The sequence below is a fragment of the Brevibacterium zhoupengii genome, assembly GCF_021117425.1.
GTDB lineage: Bacteria > Actinomycetota > Actinomycetes > Actinomycetales > Brevibacteriaceae > Brevibacterium > Brevibacterium zhoupengii.
In genome coordinates, this window is record NZ_CP088298.1 from 647,562 (window position 1) to 669,292 (window position 21,731).

Sequence of the window (21,731 nt, forward strand, 5' to 3'; positions counted from 1 at the left end):
CGCCGTCAGGTAGTTTCAGCGAGTCAATCTAGCTGGCCAGCTCTGCAGCATGCTCACTGGCCTTGCCTATCAGCACCCTACTCACCAGATGGTGACGCGCTCCTCGGGGGCGAGGTACATGCCGTCGGTCTCCGTGACGCCGTAGGTGTCATGGAAGGCGGTCATGTTCTTCACGACCTGGTTGCAGCGGAACTCCTCCGGGGCGTGGGGGTCGATGCTCAGCCGACGCACGCGCTCCTCAGTGCGCATCTTCGCCCGCCAGGCCTTCGCCCAGGCTTCGAAGAATGTCGCGGCCTCATCAGCTGACGGCACCCGACCGAGCTCCAGCTCGAGGGCCTTCCAGCCGATGGACAGTCCGCCCAGGTCGCCGATGTTCTCGCCCACGGTCAGTGCGCCGTTGACGTGCTGCGCTTCGTCCAGACCGGCGGGAACAAGTGCCTCGTACTGGGCGATGAGGGCATTGGTGCGCTCCTCGAAGCGCTCCCGATCCTCGGCCGTCCACCAGTCGACGAGGTTGCCGTCGCCGTCATAGCGTGAGCCCTGGTCGTCGAAGCCGTGGCCGATCTCGTGGCCGATGACCGCGCCGATGGCACCGAAGTTCGCCGCGACATCACCGGCGGCGTCGAAGAACGGCGGCTGCAGGATCGCGGCCGGGAAGACGATCTCGTTCATCACCGGGTGGTAGTAGGCGTTGACGGTCTGCGGCGTCATCAGCCATTCGGTGCGGTCGATCTCCTTGCCGATGCGCTTGATCTGACGCGCATGCTCGGCGCGGGCGCAGCGGCGGACATTGCCGACCAGATCCGAGGAATCGATTGCGGCCGGGTACTCGCGCCACACCTCGGGATAGCCGACCTTCGGCGTGAACTTCGAGAGCTTGACCAGGGCCTTCTTCTTCGTCTCCTCACTCATCCAATCGAGCTCGTTGATCGACTTGTCGTAGGCCTTGATGAGCATTGCCACGAGATGGTCGATGGCGTCCTTGGCCTCCGGTGGGAATTCCTGGGCGACGTAGAGTTTGCCAACAGCCTCGCCGAGGAGGCCCTGCACCAGTCCGACACCGCGCTTCCAGCGCTCCCGCAGGGCAGGGGTGCCCGAGAGGGTGCGAGCGTTGAAGTCGAAGTTCTCCTCGACGATCTCGTCGGTCAGCAGCGAGGCCGTGGCGGAGAGGACCGAGAAGCGCAGCCAGATCTTGATGGTCTCGATGTCGGTGCGCTCCCACACCTCGGCCATTCCGGTGACGAAGGAGGGCTGGCCGATGACCAGGTAGGTCAGCTCGTCGTCGGCATCGGCGGTCAGGGTCGAGAACCAGGAGTCGAAGTCGAAGCCCGGCCCCAGTTCGCGCAGCTCATCAAGGGTGACCTTGTTGTAGGTCTTCTCCGCGTCACGGCAGGCGACCCGGTCCCAATGGTGGCGGGCCAGGGAGGTTTCGAACGCCATCACCTTGGCGGCCACCTCGGCGTCGGAGATGTTGCTCCGGGTCCCGATCCCACCGAGGGCGGACATCTTCTTCACATGCTCGACGAACTTCACGCGCACCTCGGCGTGGTCGTCGTTGAAGTAGTAGTCCTCGTCGGGCAGGGAGATCCCGGCCTGGTCGAGGTAGAGGGCGTAGATGTCGGAGTCCTTCGCATCGGCGGTGACGTAGCCGCCGAGCACGCCGCCGATGCCTTCGACCTCGAGGCGGCCGAGGAGGTTGGCCAATTCGGACTTGTCCTCGGCGGCGTCGATGGCGGCGAAGGAGGAGTCCAGGGGAGTGACGCCGAGTGAGTTGATCTGGTCGAGGTCCATGAACGAGGAGAACACGTCGGCGACCTTCTGGCCTTCGCTGCCTGGTTCCTGCGGGGCGTCGGAGACGGCGGTGATGATGTCGCGGACCTTGGTCTCTGCAGTGTCGAAGAGTTCGCGCATGGCGCCGTCGCCGGCACGGTCGTCGGGGATGGTGAACGAGTCGATCCATTCGCCGTTGATGTGGCGGAACAGATCGTCCTGAGGGCGCGCCGAGGCGTTCGATGTTTCAGAAGTCATGGTGCAACAGTATCGTGATCAGTAGACAGAATGGCCAGGTGTCACCGGTGCGGATTCGCTGGTGGCCCGCGACAGTTATGGGTATCGGATCGAGCAGGAGAATCGTATGAAGATGGCATCCGTGGTGTTCGTGTGCACGGGCAATATCTGTCGTTCGGTCACGGCCGAACGTGTGCTCCAGCATCATCTGGAGCTCAACGACGCCGAGGCTGTTGTTGACTCGGCCGGCATCAGTGATGAAGAGGCCGGCAACCCCATCGACCCCACCCAGGCGCGGGTGCTGACCACGGCCGGGTACCGCACCGATGATCATGTCGCCCGGCAGATCACGTCCGAATGGTTGGCCGAACGTGACGTGGCCATCGGGATGACCCGCAGGCATTACCGTGCCCTGCAGAACCTCATCGCAGACCTCCCCGCCGAGGTACGTCCGCGGTTGCATATGCTGCGCGAATTCGATCCCCGAGTGACTTCAGACGATGCCGTCGATGCCCCGGCACCGGACGTTGAGGACCCGTGGGCAGGGGAATTGAAGAAATTCGAAGAAACTGTTGAGACAATTGAAGTGTCCGTGCCGGGAATCACAGACTATCTGCACTCTTTGGCCGAGCAGACTCGGTGATACTGAAGGTAATTGTTGAAGGAGAAAACTGACATGACTCGAACCACGTGGTCCGCCCTCAAGCTCGGCTTCGCTGCCCTGCTGGTGGCTGCCTTGAGTGTCTTTGCTTTTGCCCCGGCCAGTGCTCACGACCAGCTCGTCTCCTCGAATCCTGAGGACGGATCGACGGTCGACCAGCAGCCGGAATGGATTGAGATGGTCTTCTCCGGTGAGGTCCAGGAGGTCGGCTCAGAGGTCAAGGTCGTCATCGACGGCAAGAACGTCTCCGCTGGTGAGCTCGCTGTAGACGGCAAGAAGCTCACCGTGGCCCTGCCCGATAACCTCAAGCCCGGCGACTACAAGGTCACGTGGCGGGTGGTGTCCTCGGACGGTCACCCGATCTCCGGTGACTTCGACTTCACAATCGCTGACGCCGAGGGCGCCGGCGGCTCGGTCGAACAGTCCTCGCAGGCCGGACTCGGCGGCGGCGTCGTCGACGAGCCCAGCAAGGACACCGAAGAGCGCGGCGAGATCGGCGAGTCGACCGGAAGCGATTCCGGCATGTCGACTCCGATGATCGTGCTGCTCGCTGTTGGTGGCCTGGCGATCATCGTCATCGTCGTCCTCCTCATGCGCCGCAAGGCCCAGGGCCTGCCCGGCACCAGGGACGACGACTCGGGAGACGGTCCAAAGCGCGACTGAGTTTGTGACGTGATGCGTGCAGGGCACGTAATCCACAGAGCGGGGCCCCGGGAGTGATGAACTTCCGGAGCCCCGCTCTGTGCTGGTAGTGCGGCGTGGACGCGCTGGCCTGGCCGCATGCGTCAGGCGGCTGTGCAGCTGCCGCGCGCTCGGTCGGCGAGCAGGCCGATGAGCACCGCGACACACCCGATCGCCGATATTGCGAGGGCCAGGAAGATGCCGTCCCCGCTCGGATGGCCATCTGCACCCAGGTGTGCGGCCAGCACCGCCCCGGAGATCGCGCTGCCGAAGGATCCGCCGACAGTGCGCAGCACCTGATTGAAGCTGACGGCGCTGCCCAATTCCTCTGTTGCCACGCTGCGGGCGATGAGCGCTGGCATCGCGGCATAGGTGGTGCCGACGCCCATTCCGACGACGAACATTCCGATCAGGATTTCCCAGAGTTCGGTGTGAGCGAATAGGAGCAGTACTGATGACGTGGTGACCAGCGTTGCGCCCAGCGGCAGCAGGGTCGTCATCTGGATCCGCTTCGTCAGATGCCGGACAAGACGGTTGGCGAGGAAGCTGCCGACCGAGAATGGCAGCATCACGAAGCCGGCCCAGAACACCGGCAGGGCGACACCATAGCCGGTCTCGCTCGGCGCTTGCGCGATGATGCTGCCGATCGACAGCACCATGTACATCACTGTGCCCAGCGTGATGGCCGTGAGGTTCGCGACGAGTGCGTCCGGGCTGCGGAGGACCCGAAGGTTGATCAGCGGATGCTTGACCCTCAGCTCCAGCAGGACCCAGATCGTGAGCAAGACGAGAGCGACCGCGAAGCAGCTTAAGGTCGCAGGGGTCGCCCAGCCCCAGGTCTCTCCCTCGCTGACTCCGAGCAGCAGCGCCGCGAGCCCGAAGGCGAGCACTGTTGCACCGGGCACGTCGAAGCGGACTCGCGGTGCTTGGGTGTCTGGTCCCGATGGGACGGCGACGATCACGACGATCATGGCTGTGGCGACGAAGAGCGCTGCGAACCAGAACGCGAACTGGTAGTCCAGCGATCCTGCGATGAGTCCCGTCAGGGGGTACCCGATGCCCATTCCCGTCGACACGGTCACCGACAGGCTGGCGATGCCGCGCGTGCTCTTCTCCGCAGGCAGATACCGGCGGGCAAGTGCGATCGTCATGGGCACGATGCCGTAGCTCAGTCCCTGCAGGGCGCGCCCGATGAGGAAAACGGCAAAGTTCGTGGCAAGAGCGGCGACCACTGAACCGACCAGGATGATGGTGAGAGCGCCGACGAGGAGTCTCTTTTTATGCGGGCCGTCGCTGAGGCGGCCCATCACCGGGGTGACGATCGCGCCGACGAGCAGGTTGATCGTGAGCATCCATTGTGCGGCGCTGATCGAGACGTGGAATTCTGTCGAGATCGTCGGCACGAGGAGCATGCCCAGCGAGCTGACGATCGCCGTCGACAGTGCCGCATAGACGAGCGCGGGAAGCAGCCGACCGCCTGGTTGAGGCTCACTCATCCACGGACTCCCGCATGAGCTTGCGCAGCACGGGAACTGCCGCCGACAGCGTTGCACGCTCGGAGGCATCGAGATGTTCGACAAGCGCGTCGGCGAACCACCGTGTACCGGCCTCATGTTCGCTGGCGAGTGCGCTTCGCCCTGTCTCGGTGATCTGGACGCGGACCTTGCGACGGTCGATGTCGTCTCGTGCCCGGGTGACATACGACAGCTCTTCCAATTCGCGCAGTGCCACGGCGACCGCCTGCGGAGTGATCCGCTCTGCCACTGAGAGTTCGGATGCCGTGGCCGGTCCCCGTTCGTTCAGGTGAGTGAGGATGCCGGATTTCCCTCGCGAGGTCGTTCGTTCCGCGTAGAAGCGGCGGATGAGTGGGCGGAGCGCGCTGCGGAACTCGGCAGCAAGGTTCGGATCGGGCATTACCTCATTGTACAAACAAATTGATCAATCTACTTGCCTATTTCGGAGTGAAGGGTCACAGAGGCACGGGAAGCGCTAAGGCGCACGGACCAGCAACGCGACTGCAACGGGACAGCAGAGTCGGAATAGAACCACGTCGAGCCGCTGTTGTCCCTGGTAACTGAACTTTTTGCTTTCTCGAACGAAGGACCGCATCGCTTTGTCCGTTCCACTGAATATTCTCGACCTCGTCCCTATCCGTGAAGGATCCACCGCCAGCGAAGCTATCGACACCTCGATGCAGGCCGCACGCCTGGCCGATGAGCTCGGCTACAGCCGTCTGTGGTTCGCTGAGCACCACAACACCATGGGACTGGCCGCGAGTGCGACGGCGCTGCTGATCTCCCAAGCCGCGTCGGTGACCGAGAAGATCCGTGTGGGATCAGGCGGAGTGATGTTGCCCAACCATGCTCCACTCATGGTCGCTGAGCAGTACGGAACACTGGCCAACATTCACGGCGATCGCATCGACCTGGGGTTGGGTCGCGCGCCCGGCACCGATGGAATGACAGCGCAGGCGCTCAGCCGTTCCTCGGCCGAACCGCAGTCCTTTGCCCAGAACATCTATGACATGCAGGGCTGGTTCAGCTCCGAGGGCAAGGCACATACGATGCCCATCGAATCTGCTGTCTCTGCCAACACCGAGGTTCCCATCTGGGTGCTGGGGTCGACGACGAACGGTGCCGCGATCGCCGGTCAGCTGGGGCTGCCGTTCTCTCTGGCCTCTCACTTCGCGCCCGACCAGATCGATGCAGCGATCCGCGTCTACCGCGAATCCTTCACCACCGAGGCTCCTACCGCACAGATCGACAAGCCCTACGTCATGGCTGGGATCAATGTGCTGGTGGCCGAGACAGACGAAGAGGCCGAGCGCGAGTTCACGACAGTGAAGCAGATGTTCGCCGACATCGGCCGCGGCCGCCGCCGTCATCTCCAGCCACCCGTCGACCCGAGTGAACTCGCCGGAGGCGGAGAGAGCCCGATGCTCCGAATCAGCGCTGTCGGTTCACCGGAGACGGCAACCCGTCAGCTGTCGGAGTTCGTTGAGCGCACCGGTGCCGACGAGCTCATCACCGTCACCTACGCCTACGACCCGGCAGTGGCGGAGCGGTCCCTCAAGCTGCTCGCCGACGCTTGGTTCTGAATAAAGGTCCTGCCTCACGTGCCGCACGTGTGCCGCCAATCCGGTGTCCTCTTCGGTCGGCACTCGCTTGGCGAGGCTGAATGTTCTCGCGACGCGCGCGGCTCCACCAGCTCAACTGAACCCAGCTGGGGACGGTCAACGAGGACCAGGGTCGGGACGATCGCGACTCCAAGCCTGCGCTCGATGAACCGGAGTAATGCATCCATCTCGGCTCCTTGGACGACAACCGGATGCCATAACGTCGTCCAAAGAGAGCAAGTCGCTGCGTAGGTAGGTGGAGCGAGGACGTTTCTAGCCGGGATCCGGACGCGCGCCGTGCTTGGAGTCACCGGCCGTACCGTGCACAACCAGACATTCGCCTGGCTTCCCTTATGCCCATATACGAAGCAACCTGCCCGCAATCGTATGTAATTGCACGGCTAAAGAGGGATGCAGAGTCTTGAAGGATGGCTAGGTTCGTCATCTCATTGAGATGCTTGTGAATGAAGAGGCCCTCTACTCCGTGCTTGTACAGGCGGTAGGGCGTATGGAAGCGCTATAGATACGCGACACATTGTGTGCAGGGATCGGATGAACTTTTCACGGCAAACAGCTGCATGCCATCCGGGATATGATCCGTTAAACGAGAGTCTCGCCGCGCTTAGAGCGTCCAAGGACCCGCGCAGGTTCCTGCAGTTGCTAATAGGAGATAGAGTGCACACACTAACAAGCAAGCGCGTCACTAAATTTGCCCGTGATTTCGGATTCGATGGCTCAGAGGCTGAGCTATTCGAGCGATATGTATCGGCAAACTATCTTTTTCAGTATCTGCGCGACGATGTGCAAGCGATTGAGCGGTCTGTGTTGGGCGGTGGCAATGATGAAGGCATTGACATCGGTGCAATAGTCGTCAATGGGCAGATTGTTTTCGAACCAGAAGAGATCGACGAACTCATTGTAGAGCAGAGTACTAACTCCGCTAAGGTGATCTTTATTCAAGCCAAGACAAGCGAATCTTACGACTCGAAGCTCATCGCCAAATTTCTCCACGGAGTCGAGGCCGTGACGCAATACGGAATGAAGCCTGGCAGCATCAGCCTGCCGCCGAGACTTGTGGACCTTGGCAATCTTATTGACCGGATTGCTGAGAACGGTGACAAATTTCAGGACAGTCGCATTCCGTGCGAACTTTACTATGTCACTACCAGTTCGAGGGACGGCAAGAGCGCACAGTCTGAGCTTCAGGTCACGAAGGCACTTGAACGAATCCGTGAAATCGGTGCCTACTCTGAAGGTTTGGAAATGCGGACACACGGTCATGAAGAGCTCGCTGCGAAGCAGAAGGAACGATTTGGGCCGCAGAACATCCAGTTCAATTTCGAGAAACGTCAGACAATCCCCGCCACTGCGCGCGTCAGTGAAGCCTACATCGGGTTGGTCTCCGCTTACGAGTTGATGAAGCTCCTAAAAGATGATTCAGGAGAATTCCGTTCTGGGATCTTCGACGACAACGTTCGTTTAGATCTTGGGTCGCAGAATCCAGTTAACGGTCGAATTCTGGATACTCTGGAGTCGGAAGAGAGGGAACATTTCCCATTTCTGAACAACGGACTGACGATCATCGCTACCGAACTTCGTGGGCTTGGGGACCGATTCTTTATCTCGGGCTACCAGGTTGTCAACGGTGGGCAAACTAGTCATCAGTTGGTCAGATGGGCGGAGACAGAGGAAGTGATGTATGACCGAGAGCTGTTAACCAATCTATGGATTCCGGTAAAAATAGTCAGCTCTACGGATCCGGGAGTTCGCACTAGCGTAGCTATCGCTACCAATCTCCAGACGGCCATTAATTCATCAGACATTCAGGCGAGTTCGCAAGTTGCTAAGAATGTCGAGGAGTACTTCGCTCAAACCGGGGCAGATGGTCTCCGATACGAGCGGCAAGGCCGTGGTGCCTCACTTGAGTTTGCACGGACTCGGGTTGTCACTACGCCCGAGCTTAATCGGGCTGTGGCGGCGACGCTTTTCGGAGACTCTTCCCGCGCGATTGCGTCACCGAAAGACCTCGAAGTGGAAGACTCTTATGTTTGGGATGACTACCCGGTCGAAGCGTACTACTACGCGGCTTGGATCATCTATCGAATTGATCGATATTTTGCTCGTACCCCTGAATCATCAACACTCAAGGCGGCGAAATATCATATCGCGCTGGTGGTTTCCGCACTGATCAATCCGAATCTTGTGCCGCTGTTTGAGTCCGCGGACTTCGACCAGGCGAAGAGCAAGCTTAGGAGTCCGAAGAAGCTAAAATTTCGCGTTACGGAAAAGATTTTCTCGGAGCAGATTGAAGCGGCTATTGTGACCGCCGTAGAACTGGCCACAGAAGTATTTAAGATGCCCCTCGAAGAAGGGCGTAGCTTGCGCAAGGACGATGTTAGAAATAGGCGAAGCCAGGAAGCAATGTTGGAGCGAGCTAAGGCGGTTGCGAATGTTAAACCGGCTTGACCAAACATGCTTTGGTAGTTCAGCGCGGCGACTCAATATCCAGAGGTTGGGCAAGATCTGGACACTCCAGCAAATAGAAAATCCGTCTTAATTTCGTGGCTGTGTCTTCGAAAGCGAATTGTGCTGATATGTTTCGAGCGATTGACGTTAGTCTTAGACGGTTATTTTTTGGTTCAGTCGCCATCAGTTGATGGGCATCGCAACTGGCCTGCGTCCACGCCCGTTCGGTTCTAATGAGACCCAAAGTGGCTACACCTGATATTGAACTTCTATGTCGGGGTGAAATGAGATTAGACAAGGTAGTTCGCTCGGACTGAATGTGGAATCAGCTCAGTCCAGCTTCCGCTGGAGACCTCACCCAACCAGCCGCACATGCGCCGCCAGTCCGGTGTCCTCTTCGGCCAGCACTCTCGCTGTTGAGAGGATCGTTGTCTCCATCGCCGAGGCGGCCCTGGTCGGCCGTACGTCCGCTCGGGTGGCGAGGCTGACCGTGCGTGACAGGCTCGGTTCCAGCAGCTGTGCCGAGGTCAGCCGGGGCCGGTCGACGAGGACCATGGCCGGAACGATTGCGACCCCCAATCCGCGTTCGACGAAGCGCAGCACCGCGTCCATCTCGGCTCCCTCGACGACGATGTTCGGTGCCAGTCCCGCGGCATCGAAGGCCGCCGAGGTGGCTACACGCAGATCGTATCCGTGATGAAACAGCACCTGGGGGAGTGCGGCAACGTCCGCCAGAGTCACCGTGTCGCCGGGCAGAAAGTCAGCACCGCCCCGAGGTGACTCGGCCGCGGCGATGACCACGAGGTCCTCGCTGAGTACCCCCTGCATCCGCAGCCTGGGCATCTGCGCACTCGGGCTCAGCGTCCGCGTGATGAGTGCAAGGTCCAGTTCGCCGGCACCCAGCGCCTCGATGAGTTCTCGCGAGCCCTTTTCCACGAGCTCGAGCTCGACCCCGGGGTGCTCGTGATGGAAGCCGCTGATGGCCTCAGCGACCAAGCTGACGCACAACGTCGGGGTCGCACCCAGGCGGATGCGACCCTTGCGCAGTCCCGCGAGCTCATCCATGTCACGGCGGACCGCCTCGGCGTCGGCGAGCATTCGTCGGGCACTCGGCAACAGGGTCTCGCCCGCGGCGGTGAGACTGATGTGTCCGTGGGCGCGATGGAAGAGCTCGGAGCCGAGTTCCTTCTCCAGTGTCGAAATCTGCCGACTCAACGACGGTTGTGCCAGGTGAAGAGTGGCGGCGGCCTTTGTGAAGTGACCCGTGTTGGCGACCTCGACGAAGCTCGCGAGCTGTTCCAGATTCATGACCATAGCGTATCGCTATTGAGTTGAGCGAAACAATACATTGGACGCATGAAGTGGCCGAGCCTAGCGTGGAAGACATGAACACCACTCAGGGAAATGCCCGCACCAAAGAACACACGATCTCCACCTCGGTGCTGGTCATCGGCACCGGCGGATCCGGCCTGCGCGCCGCGATCGAGGTCGCCGAATCCGGCACCGACGTCCTCGCCGTCGGCAAGCGACCCAAGGACGACGCCCACACCTCGCTGGCAGCCGGCGGCATCAACGCGGCCCTGGCCACGATGGACCCCGACGACTCCTGGCAGCAGCACGCGGCCGACACGATCAAGGAATCCTATGACCTCGCCAACCCCCGCACCGTCGAAATCGTCACCCAGGGAGCCGAGCAGGGAATCGCTGACCTGGAGCGATACGGAATGGACTTCGCGAAGGAGGACGACGGTCGGATCTCGCAGCGCTTCTTCGGCGCCCACACCTGGCGTCGCACCGCTTTCGCCGGCGATTACACGGGACTCGAAATCCAGCGCACCCTCATTCATCGTGCCGAGGCCCTGAACGTCCCCATCCTCGACCGCGTCTACATCACCAAACTCCTCGTCGCCGACGGCCGCGTCTTCGGCGCCTTCGGCTTCGACATCGTCGACGGCTCCCGCTACCGCATCCATGCCGACGCGGTCATCCTCGCCGCTGGCGGGCACAACCGGATCTGGCGCCGCACCTCCTCGCGTCGCGACGAGAACACCGGCGACTCCTTCCGCCTGGCCGTCGAAGCCGGGGCCCGCCTGCGCGACGCCGAGCTCGTGCAGTTCCACCCCTCGGGCATCATCGAACCCGAGAACGCCGCCGGGACCCTGGTCTCCGAGGCTGCCCGCGGTGAGGGCGGAATCCTGCGCAACGGACTGGGGGAGCGGTTCATGGAACGCTACGACCCCGAACGCATGGAACTCTCCACTCGCGACCGCGTGGCCCTGGCCGCCTACACCGAGATCGCCGAGGGCCGCGGCACCGAAAACGGCGGCGTCTGGCTCGACGTCTCCCACCTGCCGCGCGAGACCATCATGAACCGCCTGCCGCGCGTGTTCCAGACGATGATGGAGACGCAGATGCTCGACATCACCCAGTCACCGATCGAGATCGCCCCGACCGCGCACTACTCGATGGGCGGGGTGTGGGTCGACCCGGTCGAGCACAGCACCGACGTCGAGGGACTGTGGGCCATCGGCGAGGCCTCGTCCGGGCTGCACGGGGCCAACCGCCTCGGCGGCAATTCGCTCATCGAGCTTCTCGTCTTCGGTCGCATCGTCGGTCAGTCCGCGATTGCGTACTCGTCGGATCTGGGTGCGCAGGTGAGGTCGCAGTCTGCCATCGCCGAGGCGCGGGCTGAGATCGATGATCTCCTGTCCTCCGAGGGGACGGAGAACGTCCGCGCCCTGCAGCGCGAGATCCGCAACCTCATGACGGAGCACGCTGGCGTCGTCCGCGATGAGGCCGGACTGCTGGCAGGGCTCGAGAAGCTTGCGTCGATCGAAGCCCGAATGAGCGAGGTGGGCATCCACCCCGACATCGCCGGCTACTCCGACCTCTCGCATGCCTTCGACCTCAAATCCTCGGCACTCGCCGCCCGGGCGACGTTGGAATGCGCGCTTGAGCGCCGTGAGACCCGCGGCTGCCACAACCGCAGCGACTACCCCGAGCAGGATGAGAACCTGCAGGTCAACCTCGTCTGGTCACCTTCGACCGGGGTTGTGAAGGAGAGCATCCCGGCAGTCGATCCCGAGGTCGCCGAGCTCATGCGCCACGAGGAGATCAGCCAGGTCGGCAAGCTCGTGGAGTGAAGCGGCATTCCTTGGTCCGCGAGCTCACCGCCTGAATCTTTAGGCGGTGAGCTCGCGCTTCCAATCCCCGACCAAGCTGATCAGAGTGAAGCCTGTGGGGAAGGCTGGGAAAGTGGCGAGTAGTCCGAGCCCGACGATCTCGATGTTGGTGTCGGTGGTGTCTTTGATGAAGAGAGCTGCGGTCACTGCCAGCGCGGTGGCTCCCCACGCGGTGCCCACGGCTGCGCCGGGAACCCGAGGCAATGCCTTCGACAGCATTCCGGTGATGAAGCTAAGGGTGATGGCGCTCCAGATAACTGATTCCACGTTGATCACATCACCGAATACCCAATTCGTGGGTGCCCGGGAAACTCCTCCGCTAGTGTGCTCGGCTTTGAGCGCAGGAATAGCGCCGAGGACTACAGTAACCGACAAGGTTCATTGAGTAAAGAATATGTCGCAATATGTACTGACGACGTTGGCTGTATCGATAGCGTTATCGGCATTACCGGCGTTGTCTTCGCTGCCTTGAGGTGCGATGAGGACGTTGGCACCGACTCTGCTGCTCCTACAGTCAGCGCCAAATCACCCCACTGCAACAGGGTGATATGGCGCTGATGGTGCGAGGTGAGCGGCGCTTACTAGACCGCGGGCAGTTCCTCTTCATGCGCACCCACATCCGCCGACTCCGACGCACCCGAACCCCAGCCACGCACAGACCGGTACGCCACAATCGCCAACACAATGCCGATCGCCGAGGTGAGCACGACAAGCCCGACGGACCCGTGGAACCCGGTCAGCAGCGCATCGAGCTCGCCGGCCCCAGCATCGATACGAGCAGCGCTGAGCGCGCCGTAGAGTCCTGCGGCCAGCGAGGTCCCGACGCAGCCGGCGATCTGGAAGCTCGTCGAGACCACGGTGACGCCGTGTGGGCTGGTCTCACGGTCGAGATGAGACAGGGCGAAGGTCTGTGCCGGTCCGATGACGAACGCGGTGGCCAGCACAGCCGGGATGTAGAGGATTCCAAACAGCAGGATCGACGTGCCGCCGGCGGCCACGCCGACCAGGGTCACGAAGACAGCCATGACGAGGAAGCCCAGCGGAATCGACCACTTGCCGCCATGGCGATCGAACAGGCGACCGGCCACGGGGCCGAGGATCACGGTCAGCAGGATTCCTGGGGCCAGGGTGATCGAGGCACCCATGGGCTCCATGCCGCGCGCACCCTGGAGGAAGAGCGGGATGACGACGTTCATGGCGAAGACGAAGAGCAGGCCGAGCATCGTGATGATCACGCCGAGCACGAAGGGTTTGCTGGAGAAGGGACGCAGGTCGAGCAACGGGTGTTCGATGCGACGCTGACGGACGATGAAGAGCCACAGGGCAATGAGTCCGACGACGAAGGCGCCACCGGCGATCAGAGCAGAACCACCGAAGGCCGCGGTCACACCATAGAGGATGCCGACGAGGGCGAGGGCCACGAGCAGGAACGATGGAATGTCGAGGACGGGGCGGCCCAGCTCGGCGACGGTGCGCAGGAAGATGGCGCCGGCGATGAGTGCGACGACGCAGAGGGCGCCGAAGACCCACATCAGGGTCGTCCACGGGGCGATGGTCAGCAGCGCGCCGGAGAGCACGATGGCCAGCGAGGGCCCGAGCGTGGTCATAGCGGCCATGATGCCCATGTTCATGCCGAGCTTCTCCCGCGGCGAGACCGCCAGAGTGATGTTCATGCCGATGGGCGTGAGGAGGCCGGTGCCGATGGCCTGGAGCAGGCGGCCGATGAGAAGGACGCTGAAGGTCGGGGCGAGTGCGCCGATGACGGAGCCGATGACCATGATCGCGACGACGCTGATGAACAGCGTGCGCGTGGGGAAGCGGTGGTAGAGGACGTTTGCGACGGGGACGAAGACCGCGGCGACGAGCAGATATCCCGTGGTCAGCCACTGGACGCTGCTCACGTTGATGCCGAAGTCGGACATGATCGGCGTGAAGGCGACGTTGAGGAAGGTCTCATTGAAGGTGGCGAGGAACGCGGCGGCTGCGGCGACGGCGATCATCCAGCCTGCGCGTCCGGTGGAGCGCGGGCGGGTTTGGACAGATGAGGTCATCAGTTCTCCTGACGTGTCGGCGGGTGTTGTTGCTCGACCGTGCCGTGTCAGAAGTGCCCAGAAGGGTCTTCGCGTGTCGTGTCATCGAAGCGCATGATGGCCAAATGGCCAGACATCAATGTAGCAGTTCTCAGAAGTTTTCATAAGCGAAAGACAATCCCAGACCACCACGAAAGCCGCCGAGGTGATCCTCCACCTCGGCGGCTCCCGTTGGGTTGTCGTAGTCGCTCAGTCCACGTCTTCGATCTCGTCGGCTCGGGCGGCCTCGATGCGGGCCTGCTTGATCTTGCGCTGGCGAGCGACCAGCATGAGGGCGAGCGCAATGAGTGCGCCGACGGCTGCTCCAGTGATGAGCGACGTGCTGCTCGAGCCTGCGATCATCGTGCCCAGGCCGACGTCGATGAGCGGGTGCCCGGCGGTCTGGTGGAACACGATGGCAACCAACCAGAGGATGACGAATACTGCACCGATGATCTGAGAGAGAACAAGTCGCTTAGGAGCGACGCGTGCCGTGGCGGATGCAAAATCCAAGCCCTCACGCTTGCAGTAGCTCGAGACTGCAAAGCCGATGACTCCTGAGCCGAGGACGATGGGCACAGTCCACAGCCCGGCTCCGATCACGGCGAAGAGCAGTCCGAGGGCGAAGAACACATAGATCGCTACGACCGATCCGAACGTGTACGCCCGGAGGACGACATCGCGCTCGCGCTCATCACCCATCGAGGGGTCATTGAGTCCGGCGAACCTGTTGGCCAACTCGTTGGGCTTGCGGCTCTTGCTCATACTGTTCATGATTCCTCCTGAAGCGAGAAGATCTCTTCGACTGTCGTGGCCAGGGCCTTCGCGATCCGCAAGGCGAGGTACACGCTGGGTGCATAGTCGCCGCGTTCGGTCGCGATGATGGTCTGGCGGGATACGCCCGTGAGCTGGGCCAGCTGAGCCTGTGTCAGTCCGGCTGATTTGCGGACCTGCTTGAGGCTCGAGGTCTGAACTTCCACTTCGCCTCCCGACGTTCACTTCGTAATGTCAATGATGCTTTACATAAAAAGTAAAACATCCTTGACATCTCCATGTCAAGAGTCTTTGACATTTGAACATGCCTGCCGGTGCCGCACGTGGCTGATGCATCTATCAATGTATGCATCTGTTAGCGTGGAGGCATGAACGATCTGCTGACGCTCCCGTGGGAAAGCACCGACGACTCCTCTCCGATCGCCGCTCGGATGGCCGCCTGGGCCGCACGCGAAGTCATCGAACAGCGCTACGAGCCGGGCGCTCTCCTCACAGAGGCCGACCTCGCAGAGGCGCAGAAGGCCAGCCGGACACCGGCTCGGGAGGCGATGCTCCAGCTCGAGCGTTGGAGACTGGTCCGCCTCGTGCCGAAGAAGGGCGCGATCGTCACCACAGTCACGCGTCAGGAGCGCCGCGACCTGCTTGCGGTGCGCGCCATGTTCGAGACCGACGCCGTCCAAGCACTGACTCTCGACAGCGACTTCGCGCCGCTGGCGGCAGACCTGCGCACGCTCCTCGACCGACAGCAGAAGGCGCTGACAGCCAGCCATCACCTCGACTTCGCCAGCGCCGACTACGCCTTCCACGCCCGCATCATCCGCAGCGGCGGCAACGCCATCGTCGACGAAATGCTGACCACGATGGGCCCGCGCCTGGCCCGCCTGACCTACCAGGCCGTCATCGACAACCCGAACCCACTCGACCTGCTCTTCGACGAGCACGCCGAACTCACCGACCTGGCCGAACGCGGCGACGCCAAGGGCTTCGGCACGGTCGTGCGCGAGCACATTAAATCCTCGCACTTCCCCGAAACCAGGAAATGATGAAGTCCAATCCCGCGCTGAGCGCCCACACGCCGACAGACACAGACCAGGCCCCTCACCCTCGACGAGGCGGTGCTTGGCTTCGCGTCGTCCCCGCCATGTTCCTGCTCGCCTGGGGTGGCAACCACTTCACGCCACTGGTCCACATGTACGAAGAGGACGGCGGCTACGCCATCTGGCAGGCCAACCTCCTGCTCGGCATGTACGTCGGTGGACTGATACCGGGACTCCTGGTCGCCTCGGCGCTCTCGGATCGACGCGGACGCAAACCGATCATCATCGCCGGAACCATCGCCGCGATCATCGGCAGCGTTCTTCTTGGTGTCGGCTTCGACCTCTTCTGGCTGCTGTGCGTGGGCCGCGTGTTCGCCGGAGTCGGCGTAGGTGTCGCGATGTCGGTGGGTACGAGCTGGATCAAGGAACTCTCCTCCCCACCGTATGACCACAAGGCCGGAATCACCGCCGGCGCTCGCCTCCCGGCACTGACGCTGACCGTGGGATTCGCCATGGGTGCTGCCGTCACCGGATGCCTGGCGCAATGGGGGCCCTTGCCCGGGGTGATTCCCTACGCGGTTCACGCTGTGCTGAGCATCGCGGCGCTGATCATCGTCTGCACTGCGCCAGAGACTCTGACCAGGGAACGTAGGCTGGCCCAGCACTGGTGGCGAGGCCTGCGGATTCCGCTCGTCGGTCACCGTACCTTCATCAGGCTCATCATCCCCGCCGCCCCGTGGGTCTTCGCCGCCGCAGGTGTCGCCTACGCGGTCATGCCCGCCCTGGTCCAGAACGCGCTGGGGGAGTGGACGACCATGTACGCAACCGTGCTCACCGTCGTCACCCTGGGCGCCGGAGCGCTGGTGCAGAACCTCGTCCCACGCATCAACAAATGGACGGGCGGACGTGCGCTGGTCGTCGGGCTCACGCTCATGACCATCGGCATGGGGCTGGCAGTCGTCGCGGCCCTGGTCGCCGACCCGATCGTCGCCTTCGTCGTCGCCATCGTGCTCGGCATCGCGTACGGAATCTGCGTCGTCGCCGGGCTCGTCATCGTCCAGGCCATCGCCGAGCCGAAAGACCTCGCGGGGATCACCGGCGTCTACTATTCGCTGGCCTACTCCGGTTTCCTGCTGCCCACGGTGCTCGCGGCCCTGCTGCCGATCATGCCCTACGGCATCTCGTTGGGCGCAGTCGCACTCGTCTGCCTGCTCAGTCTTGGCTGCGTGACACTGGCGTCGAAGGGCCGCGCCTGAGGCCTGTGCTTCGGCAACGCCTACATTCAGCACCAAAACGCCCCGTTGCAGACCGCCGTAACGCCCACAGTTAGCGCCAAAACGTCCCGTTGCAACGGGGTGCTTTAGAGCTCGTGATGGTGGGTGTGCCATTGTCTGGGAACAACTGCCGCACAAGATCCGTTCACACGAGCACAGCCACCGCTGCACCTAGGCTACGAAGATGAAGATGGAGGTGACATTGTGAGCCAAGAACCACCGTCATTGTTTGAGCCTGACGACGTGGGCCGTCCGCTGGCCGATCGTCTGCGCCCGGAATCCCTGGAAGATGTCATCGGGCAAGATCATCTTCTTGGCGATGAGGCACCGATTGGTCGGATGGTCGTCGAGAGCAGGCTGGTGTCGATGGTGCTGTGGGGGCCGCCGGGGTGCGGGAAGACAACCATTGCCAGACTGCTGGCCGAACGCACCAACCTCGTCTTCGAGTCCGTCTCAGCCACTTTCTCCGGTGTCGCAGAACTCCGGAAAGTCTTCCAATCGGCAGCTAAGCGGCGCGAGATCGGTCAGGGCACGATGCTGTTCGTTGACGAGATCCACCGCTTCAACCGCGCCCAGCAGGACTCCTTCCTCCCCTACGTCGAGGACGGCACGATCGTGCTCGTCGGCGCGACCACGGAGAACCCCAGCTTCGAACTCAACTCCGCACTGCTCTCCCGCTGCCAGGTATTCGTCCTCAAACGCCTCGACGAGGAAGCGCTGACCACGCTCATCGCACGGGCAGAGGAAACCACCGAGCGAGAACTGCCGCTTGATCCACAGGCACGGCATGGCCTGGTGGCAATGGCCGATGGTGATGGCCGCTACCTGCTCAACCTCCTCGAGCAGCTTCAAACTGTCAGCGGGAGACTCGACACCTCTGGCCTTGTCGAGCTGGTTCAGCAGCGAGCACCCATCTACGACAAGGCCCAAGAAGGGCATTACAACCTCATTTCCGCTCTGCACAAATCAATGCGCGGTTCTGACCCTGATGCTTCGTTGTATTGGTTGGCGCGCATGCTAGAGGGTGGCGAAGATCCCCTCTATATCGCTCGACGGCTGGTCAGATTCGCCAACGAAGACATCGCGATTGCCGACCCTCAAGCCGTCCAGCAAGCGCTGGCGGCATGGGATGTGTTCGAGCGGCTCGGCTCCCCGGAAGGTGAACTCGCGATCGCCCAGGCCGTCGTCTACCTTGCAACCGCGCCGAAGTCCATTGCCGTCTATCGTGGGTTCAATGCGGCAAAGAAGCTCGCGAAGAAGACCGGCTCACTCATGCCTCCGGCCAATATTCTCAACGCCCCGACGAAGCTGATGAAGAACCTCGGCTACGGAGAGGGCTACGAGTACGACCCGGACAGGCCAGGAGGCTTCTCCGGCGCGAACTACTTCCCCGAGGGCATGGAACCGCAGAAGGTGTATCGGCCCACCACCAATGGCTACGAACACATCATCGGCCAGCGAGTGGCCGAATGGGATCGGATGCGCGCAGATATCCGCGGACAAGAAGAACGCGCCGACACCGAGTGGCCCGACGACGGCGACAAGTGAACAAACCACAGACTCGCTGCCGAAAACCTGCTGCCGACTTCTACCGTCAGTGCCAACTCATACCGTGGCAACGGGGCGTTTTGGAGCTAAGAGTGGTGGGTGCGGGGCCGTTCGCAAGGTGCTCGAGGCGCAGGCCCACTTCGCCTACATTTCGCGTTAAGTCATACTGTTGCGACGGGGTGTTTTAGCGTTCCGGGTGCCGAATGACGCTCCGGGTGCGAAGCGACGCTAAGGGTGCCGCGTGCGATTCGCTTACGCCCGCCCGAACTGAGACCACCCCGCGACCGCACAACCCCGCGGGCGCGCCACCTCGCGCGAGCCATCAAGCCTCCGGGGAGACTCACCCCCGCAGCGCGTCCTTGCGCAGTCGGGCCTCGTGGCTGGACCGCGAGGGGTTGAGGCGCTTGAGCAGCGAGAGTGCGAGCACGGCGCCGACGATGGCGCAGCCGGCGGGCAGCAGCATGGCGGTCTTTGCGTCCGCGGAGTCGATGATGTTGCCGGCGATGGCGGAGCCGAAGGCGACTCCGAAGGCCAACGAGGTGCCCAGCCACGCAAACGCCTCGGTCAGGCGCCTGGGCGGGGCCAGCTGTTCGACCACGGAGTTCGCGCCGATGAGGCTCGGGGCGATGGTCGAGCCGACGAGGAAGAGCAGCACGCCGAAGGACCACATGTTCTGTGCCAGCAGCATGAGGCTGACGGTGATGGCCAGGAGAGACACGGCGACGCCGAACCGGTGATGGCTCGGCGTGCTCCAGGTCTTGGCGCCGTAGAGTGCACCGCACAGCAGCGACCCGAGAGCCAGGGCGCTGAGCAGCAGTCCGGCCAGGGACTTCACGCCCTGCTCCTCGGCGAAGGCCACGGCGATGACGTCGATCGCGCCGAAGTTCACGCCGAGGAAGACGTTGACGATGATGATCGCGAAGATGCCGGGGTTGGACACGACGTGTCCCTTGGCCTCGGTGCTGCGCTCGATCGGTGGGGGCTCGGTCGACTTCTGGATGTAGAGCAGCGTGGAACCGACCGCAGCGGAGACCATTGAGAGGATGATGCCGGCAGGTGGCCATACGGCGGTGGCGAGGACGGTGGCCACGACCGGTCCGGAGACGAAGAGAAGCTCATCGGCTACGGACTCCCAGGAGAAGGCGGTCTGCAGCTGGTTCGGGCTCTTGACGGCGTGTGACCAGCGCGAACGAATCAGCGATCCGACGGAACCCACGGTGGCTCCGCCGAGACCGGCGAAGATGAGCAGCAGGACGACCGACCATTCCTCGTAGACGCTGACGATGAGGAGGGCCAGGGCGATGAGGTGGACGATGACGATGGGCACCATGACCCGGGCTTGGCCCAGGCGGTCGACCATGCGAGCAATCCCGGGACCCGCCAGCGCCTGCACGACCATGAAGACAGCGGCGACGATGCCAGCCATTCCGTAGGAGCCGCTCACGCCTTGGATGAAGAGAACGATTCCCAGGCTCAGAACGGCGATCGGCATCCGCGCAACAAGACCGGCCAAAGAGAACTTGAGAGCACCGGGAAGAGACAGAATTTCCCGATAGTTGTTGAACACCAGGAAAGTCTACCCAGCGCACGCAGCGTCCACCATACGGATACGGCGTTATTACCGGTGAGTCGAGTCACCTCGGCGAGGGCAGGCGAGTGCCGAACCGCAGCTCCAGGCACACCTCTTGCCACGTATCCGCCGCGCACTCCGACCAAGGTGTCCGGGGGAATGTAACAAAAGCTATATAATTGCCGAGATTGCAATCTTCTCCCCGCCGGCGTTCCCGCCGCATTGACTGAACCCGGAGTGCCGATGACGGACAACAGCAGTTTCGATGAACTGTTCGACAGCCAGGAAGAGCGACCTCAGCGACCCCGCCGCAAGAAGAAGGTGTGGCGCAAGATCCTTGTCGCCCTGCTGGTGATCGTCATCCTCGGCGTGCTCGGTGTCGGCCTCTACCTGTGGAATGTGGGTCGGACCTTCGACAACAACGCGAACAAGCTCACCGACGAGCAGATCTTCGGCACGCAGCGTCCCGATGACCAGAAGGAAGACGGCGGCACGAACATCCTGCTGCTGGGCTCCGATGAGCCGATGGACCAGGTCGACGTCAACGACTCCCGCGGTCTGCGCTCGGACACGATCATGGTCATGCACATCCCGGAGTCCGGCTCCAACGTCCAGGTCATGTCGATCCCGCGTGACAGCTGGGTCGACATCGAGGGCCACGGCAAGGCGAAGATCAACTCCGCCCTGTCGACCGGAGGTCTGCCGCTGGCCGTGTCCACGGTCTCGGACTTCATCGGCACCGAACTCGACCACGTCGCGATCATCGACTTCGAAGGCTTCAAGGCCCTGACCGACAGCCTCGGCGGAGTGATGGTGAACTCGGAGCAGGCGTTTGAGAAGAACGGCTACACCTTCGAAAAGGGAGAGAACGTCCTCGACGGCGACGAGGCGCTGACCTTCGTGCGCGAGCGCAAGTCCTTCCAGGACGGTGACTTCCAGCGCGCCCGCAACCAGCAGGCCTTCATCCGGGGCCTGACCAACGAGATCATCTCCGCCGACACCCTGTCGAACCCGAAGAAGATCCAGGACATGGTCAAGAACTTCTCCCCGTACATGTACGTCGACTCCGGTCTCGACGCCCAGTACATCTCCGCCACGGCCTTCGCCATGCGCGACGTCCGCCCCGGCGACATCGAGTTCTTCACCTCCCCAACCGCGGGGGTCGGCACCTCGAGCGACGGCCAGTCGATCGTCAACGTCGACGAAGAGGAACTGAAGAAGGTCCAGGACGCCTACAAGAACGACACCCTCGACGACTACGTCAAGAACGCCCCGGAGTCGCATCTGTAACCGTCAGTCCCGATCCCTCGCCGAGGTGTCCCCGCCCACCCGTGCACACGACGAACC

General features: G+C 62.4%; 18 protein-coding genes. 9 read left to right on the forward strand and 9 right to left on the reverse strand.

What is annotated here, in order from left to right; all coding sequences use genetic code 11:
- Positions 1 to 81 precede the first annotated feature (81 nt).
- Positions 82 to 2,028, reverse strand: a complete 1,947-nt coding sequence (locus LQ788_RS02895) for a M13 family metallopeptidase (protein ID WP_231445109.1) — start codon at positions 2,026 to 2,028, stop codon at positions 82 to 84.
- Between the two features lie 106 nt (positions 2,029 to 2,134).
- On the opposite strand from LQ788_RS02895, the gene LQ788_RS02900 reads away from it, so the two are divergent.
- A complete protein-coding gene (locus tag LQ788_RS02900) occupies positions 2,135 to 2,650 on the forward strand; it encodes a low molecular weight protein-tyrosine-phosphatase (RefSeq protein WP_231445111.1) in 516 nt (171 codons plus the stop codon).
- Positions 2,651 to 2,683: 33 nt separating this feature from the next.
- Positions 2,684 to 3,331 carry a copper resistance CopC family protein gene (locus LQ788_RS02905; RefSeq protein ID WP_231445113.1) on the forward strand — a complete coding sequence of 216 codons (648 nt, stop codon included), beginning with the start codon at positions 2,684 to 2,686 and terminating at the stop codon, positions 3,329 to 3,331.
- A 122-nt stretch (positions 3,332 to 3,453) separates the two neighbouring features.
- Here LQ788_RS02905 and LQ788_RS02910 read toward each other — a convergent pair whose 3' ends face one another.
- Both LQ788_RS02910 and LQ788_RS02915 read right to left on the reverse strand, forming a co-directional pair.
- The gene (locus LQ788_RS02910; protein ID WP_231445115.1) at positions 3,454 to 4,845 is read right to left on the reverse strand and encodes an MFS transporter; all 1,392 of its coding nucleotides are present in this window, start codon (positions 4,843 to 4,845) and stop codon (positions 3,454 to 3,456) included.
- A complete protein-coding gene (locus LQ788_RS02915; protein WP_231445117.1) occupies positions 4,838 to 5,263 on the reverse strand; it encodes a MarR family winged helix-turn-helix transcriptional regulator in 426 nt (141 codons plus the stop codon). Before LQ788_RS02915 ends, LQ788_RS02910 begins: the two co-directional genes overlap by 8 nt.
- A 199-nt stretch (positions 5,264 to 5,462) precedes the next feature.
- Between LQ788_RS02915 and LQ788_RS02920 the strand changes: the two genes are divergently transcribed.
- Positions 5,463 to 6,446 carry an LLM class flavin-dependent oxidoreductase gene (locus tag LQ788_RS02920; protein WP_231445118.1) on the forward strand — a complete coding sequence of 328 codons (984 nt, stop codon included), beginning with the start codon at positions 5,463 to 5,465 and terminating at the stop codon, positions 6,444 to 6,446.
- Positions 6,447 to 7,139: 693 nt separating this feature from the next.
- Positions 7,140 to 8,930: an AIPR family protein gene (locus LQ788_RS02925; RefSeq protein ID WP_231445120.1), complete on the forward strand. Its 1,791-nt coding sequence runs from the start codon at positions 7,140 to 7,142 to the stop codon at positions 8,928 to 8,930.
- Between the two features lie 354 nt (positions 8,931 to 9,284).
- Here the strand turns inward: LQ788_RS02925 and LQ788_RS02930 are convergent, their stop codons facing one another.
- Positions 9,285 to 10,238: a LysR family transcriptional regulator gene (locus tag LQ788_RS02930; protein ID WP_231445122.1), complete on the reverse strand. Its 954-nt coding sequence runs from the start codon at positions 10,236 to 10,238 to the stop codon at positions 9,285 to 9,287.
- A gap of 77 nt (positions 10,239 to 10,315) precedes the next feature.
- On the opposite strand from LQ788_RS02930, the gene LQ788_RS02935 reads away from it, so the two are divergent.
- Complete coding sequence (locus tag LQ788_RS02935) at positions 10,316 to 12,073, forward strand: FAD-dependent oxidoreductase (protein WP_231445124.1); 1,758 nt, start codon at positions 10,316 to 10,318, stop codon at positions 12,071 to 12,073.
- A gap of 39 nt (positions 12,074 to 12,112) precedes the next feature.
- Here LQ788_RS02935 and LQ788_RS02940 read toward each other — a convergent pair whose 3' ends face one another.
- From LQ788_RS02940 to LQ788_RS02955, 4 genes are all read right to left on the reverse strand, one after another.
- Entirely contained in the window at positions 12,113 to 12,379 is a 267-nt protein-coding gene (locus LQ788_RS02940; RefSeq protein WP_231445126.1) for a hypothetical protein, read from the reverse strand.
- Between the two features lie 314 nt (positions 12,380 to 12,693).
- On the reverse strand, positions 12,694 to 14,163 hold the full coding sequence (locus LQ788_RS02945) for an MFS transporter (protein ID WP_231445127.1): 1,470 nt from the start codon (positions 14,161 to 14,163) through the stop codon (positions 12,694 to 12,696).
- Between the two features lie 228 nt (positions 14,164 to 14,391).
- Positions 14,392 to 14,955 carry a hypothetical protein gene (locus LQ788_RS02950; RefSeq protein WP_231445129.1) on the reverse strand — a complete coding sequence of 188 codons (564 nt, stop codon included), beginning with the start codon at positions 14,953 to 14,955 and terminating at the stop codon, positions 14,392 to 14,394.
- Complete coding sequence (locus LQ788_RS02955) at positions 14,952 to 15,161, reverse strand: helix-turn-helix transcriptional regulator (RefSeq protein WP_009884595.1); 210 nt, start codon at positions 15,159 to 15,161, stop codon at positions 14,952 to 14,954. Before LQ788_RS02955 ends, LQ788_RS02950 begins: the two co-directional genes overlap by 4 nt.
- Positions 15,162 to 15,323: 162 nt before the next feature.
- Here LQ788_RS02955 and LQ788_RS02960 point away from each other — a divergent pair, with 162 nt between their 5' ends.
- From LQ788_RS02960 to LQ788_RS02970, 3 genes are all read left to right on the forward strand, one after another.
- Positions 15,324 to 15,998, forward strand: coding sequence for a GntR family transcriptional regulator (locus tag LQ788_RS02960; RefSeq protein ID WP_231445131.1), 675 nt, complete (start codon positions 15,324 to 15,326; stop codon positions 15,996 to 15,998).
- Positions 15,995 to 17,248, forward strand: coding sequence for an MFS transporter (locus LQ788_RS02965; protein ID WP_231445133.1), 1,254 nt, complete (start codon positions 15,995 to 15,997; stop codon positions 17,246 to 17,248). The genes LQ788_RS02960 and LQ788_RS02965 overlap by 4 nt, the downstream gene beginning before the upstream one ends.
- Before the next feature lie 222 nt (positions 17,249 to 17,470).
- On the forward strand, positions 17,471 to 18,814 hold the full coding sequence (locus tag LQ788_RS02970; RefSeq protein ID WP_231445135.1) for a replication-associated recombination protein A: 1,344 nt from the start codon (positions 17,471 to 17,473) through the stop codon (positions 18,812 to 18,814).
- 340 nt (positions 18,815 to 19,154) lie between these two features.
- On the opposite strand, the gene LQ788_RS02975 is transcribed toward LQ788_RS02970, so the two are convergent.
- Positions 19,155 to 20,381 (reverse strand): MFS transporter, encoded by a 1,227-nt coding sequence (locus tag LQ788_RS02975; RefSeq protein ID WP_231445137.1) that lies wholly within the window; start codon positions 20,379 to 20,381, stop codon positions 19,155 to 19,157.
- A 246-nt stretch (positions 20,382 to 20,627) separates the two neighbouring features.
- Here LQ788_RS02975 and LQ788_RS02980 point away from each other — a divergent pair, with 246 nt between their 5' ends.
- Positions 20,628 to 21,674, forward strand: coding sequence for an LCP family protein (locus LQ788_RS02980; protein ID WP_231445139.1), 1,047 nt, complete (start codon positions 20,628 to 20,630; stop codon positions 21,672 to 21,674).
- Positions 21,675 to 21,731 lie beyond the last annotated feature (57 nt).

What these genes read in the sequence shown, in the direction of transcription:
- LQ788_RS02895 (WP_231445109.1), bottom strand. Translation starts at nt 2,028, where the DNA reads ATGACTTCTGAAACATCGAACGCCTCGGCGCGCCCTCAGGACGATCTG.
- LQ788_RS02900 (WP_231445111.1), top strand. Translation starts at nt 2,135, where the DNA reads ATGAAGATGGCATCCGTGGTGTTCGTGTGCACGGGCAATATCTGTCGT.
- LQ788_RS02905 (WP_231445113.1), top strand. Translation starts at nt 2,684, where the DNA reads ATGACTCGAACCACGTGGTCCGCCCTCAAGCTCGGCTTCGCTGCCCTG.
- LQ788_RS02910 (WP_231445115.1), bottom strand. Translation starts at nt 4,845, where the DNA reads ATGAGTGAGCCTCAACCAGGCGGTCGGCTGCTTCCCGCGCTCGTCTAT.
- LQ788_RS02915 (WP_231445117.1), bottom strand. Translation starts at nt 5,263, where the DNA reads ATGCCCGATCCGAACCTTGCTGCCGAGTTCCGCAGCGCGCTCCGCCCA.
- LQ788_RS02930 (WP_231445122.1), bottom strand. Translation starts at nt 10,238, where the DNA reads ATGAATCTGGAACAGCTCGCGAGCTTCGTCGAGGTCGCCAACACGGGT.
- LQ788_RS02935 (WP_231445124.1), top strand. Translation starts at nt 10,316, where the DNA reads ATGAACACCACTCAGGGAAATGCCCGCACCAAAGAACACACGATCTCC.
- LQ788_RS02945 (WP_231445127.1), bottom strand. Translation starts at nt 14,163, where the DNA reads ATGACCTCATCTGTCCAAACCCGCCCGCGCTCCACCGGACGCGCAGGC.
- LQ788_RS02950 (WP_231445129.1), bottom strand. Translation starts at nt 14,955, where the DNA reads ATGAACAGTATGAGCAAGAGCCGCAAGCCCAACGAGTTGGCCAACAGG.
- LQ788_RS02960 (WP_231445131.1), top strand. Translation starts at nt 15,324, where the DNA reads ATGAACGATCTGCTGACGCTCCCGTGGGAAAGCACCGACGACTCCTCT.
- LQ788_RS02965 (WP_231445133.1), top strand. Translation starts at nt 15,995, where the DNA reads ATGATGAAGTCCAATCCCGCGCTGAGCGCCCACACGCCGACAGACACA.
- LQ788_RS02980 (WP_231445139.1), top strand. Translation starts at nt 20,628, where the DNA reads ATGACGGACAACAGCAGTTTCGATGAACTGTTCGACAGCCAGGAAGAG.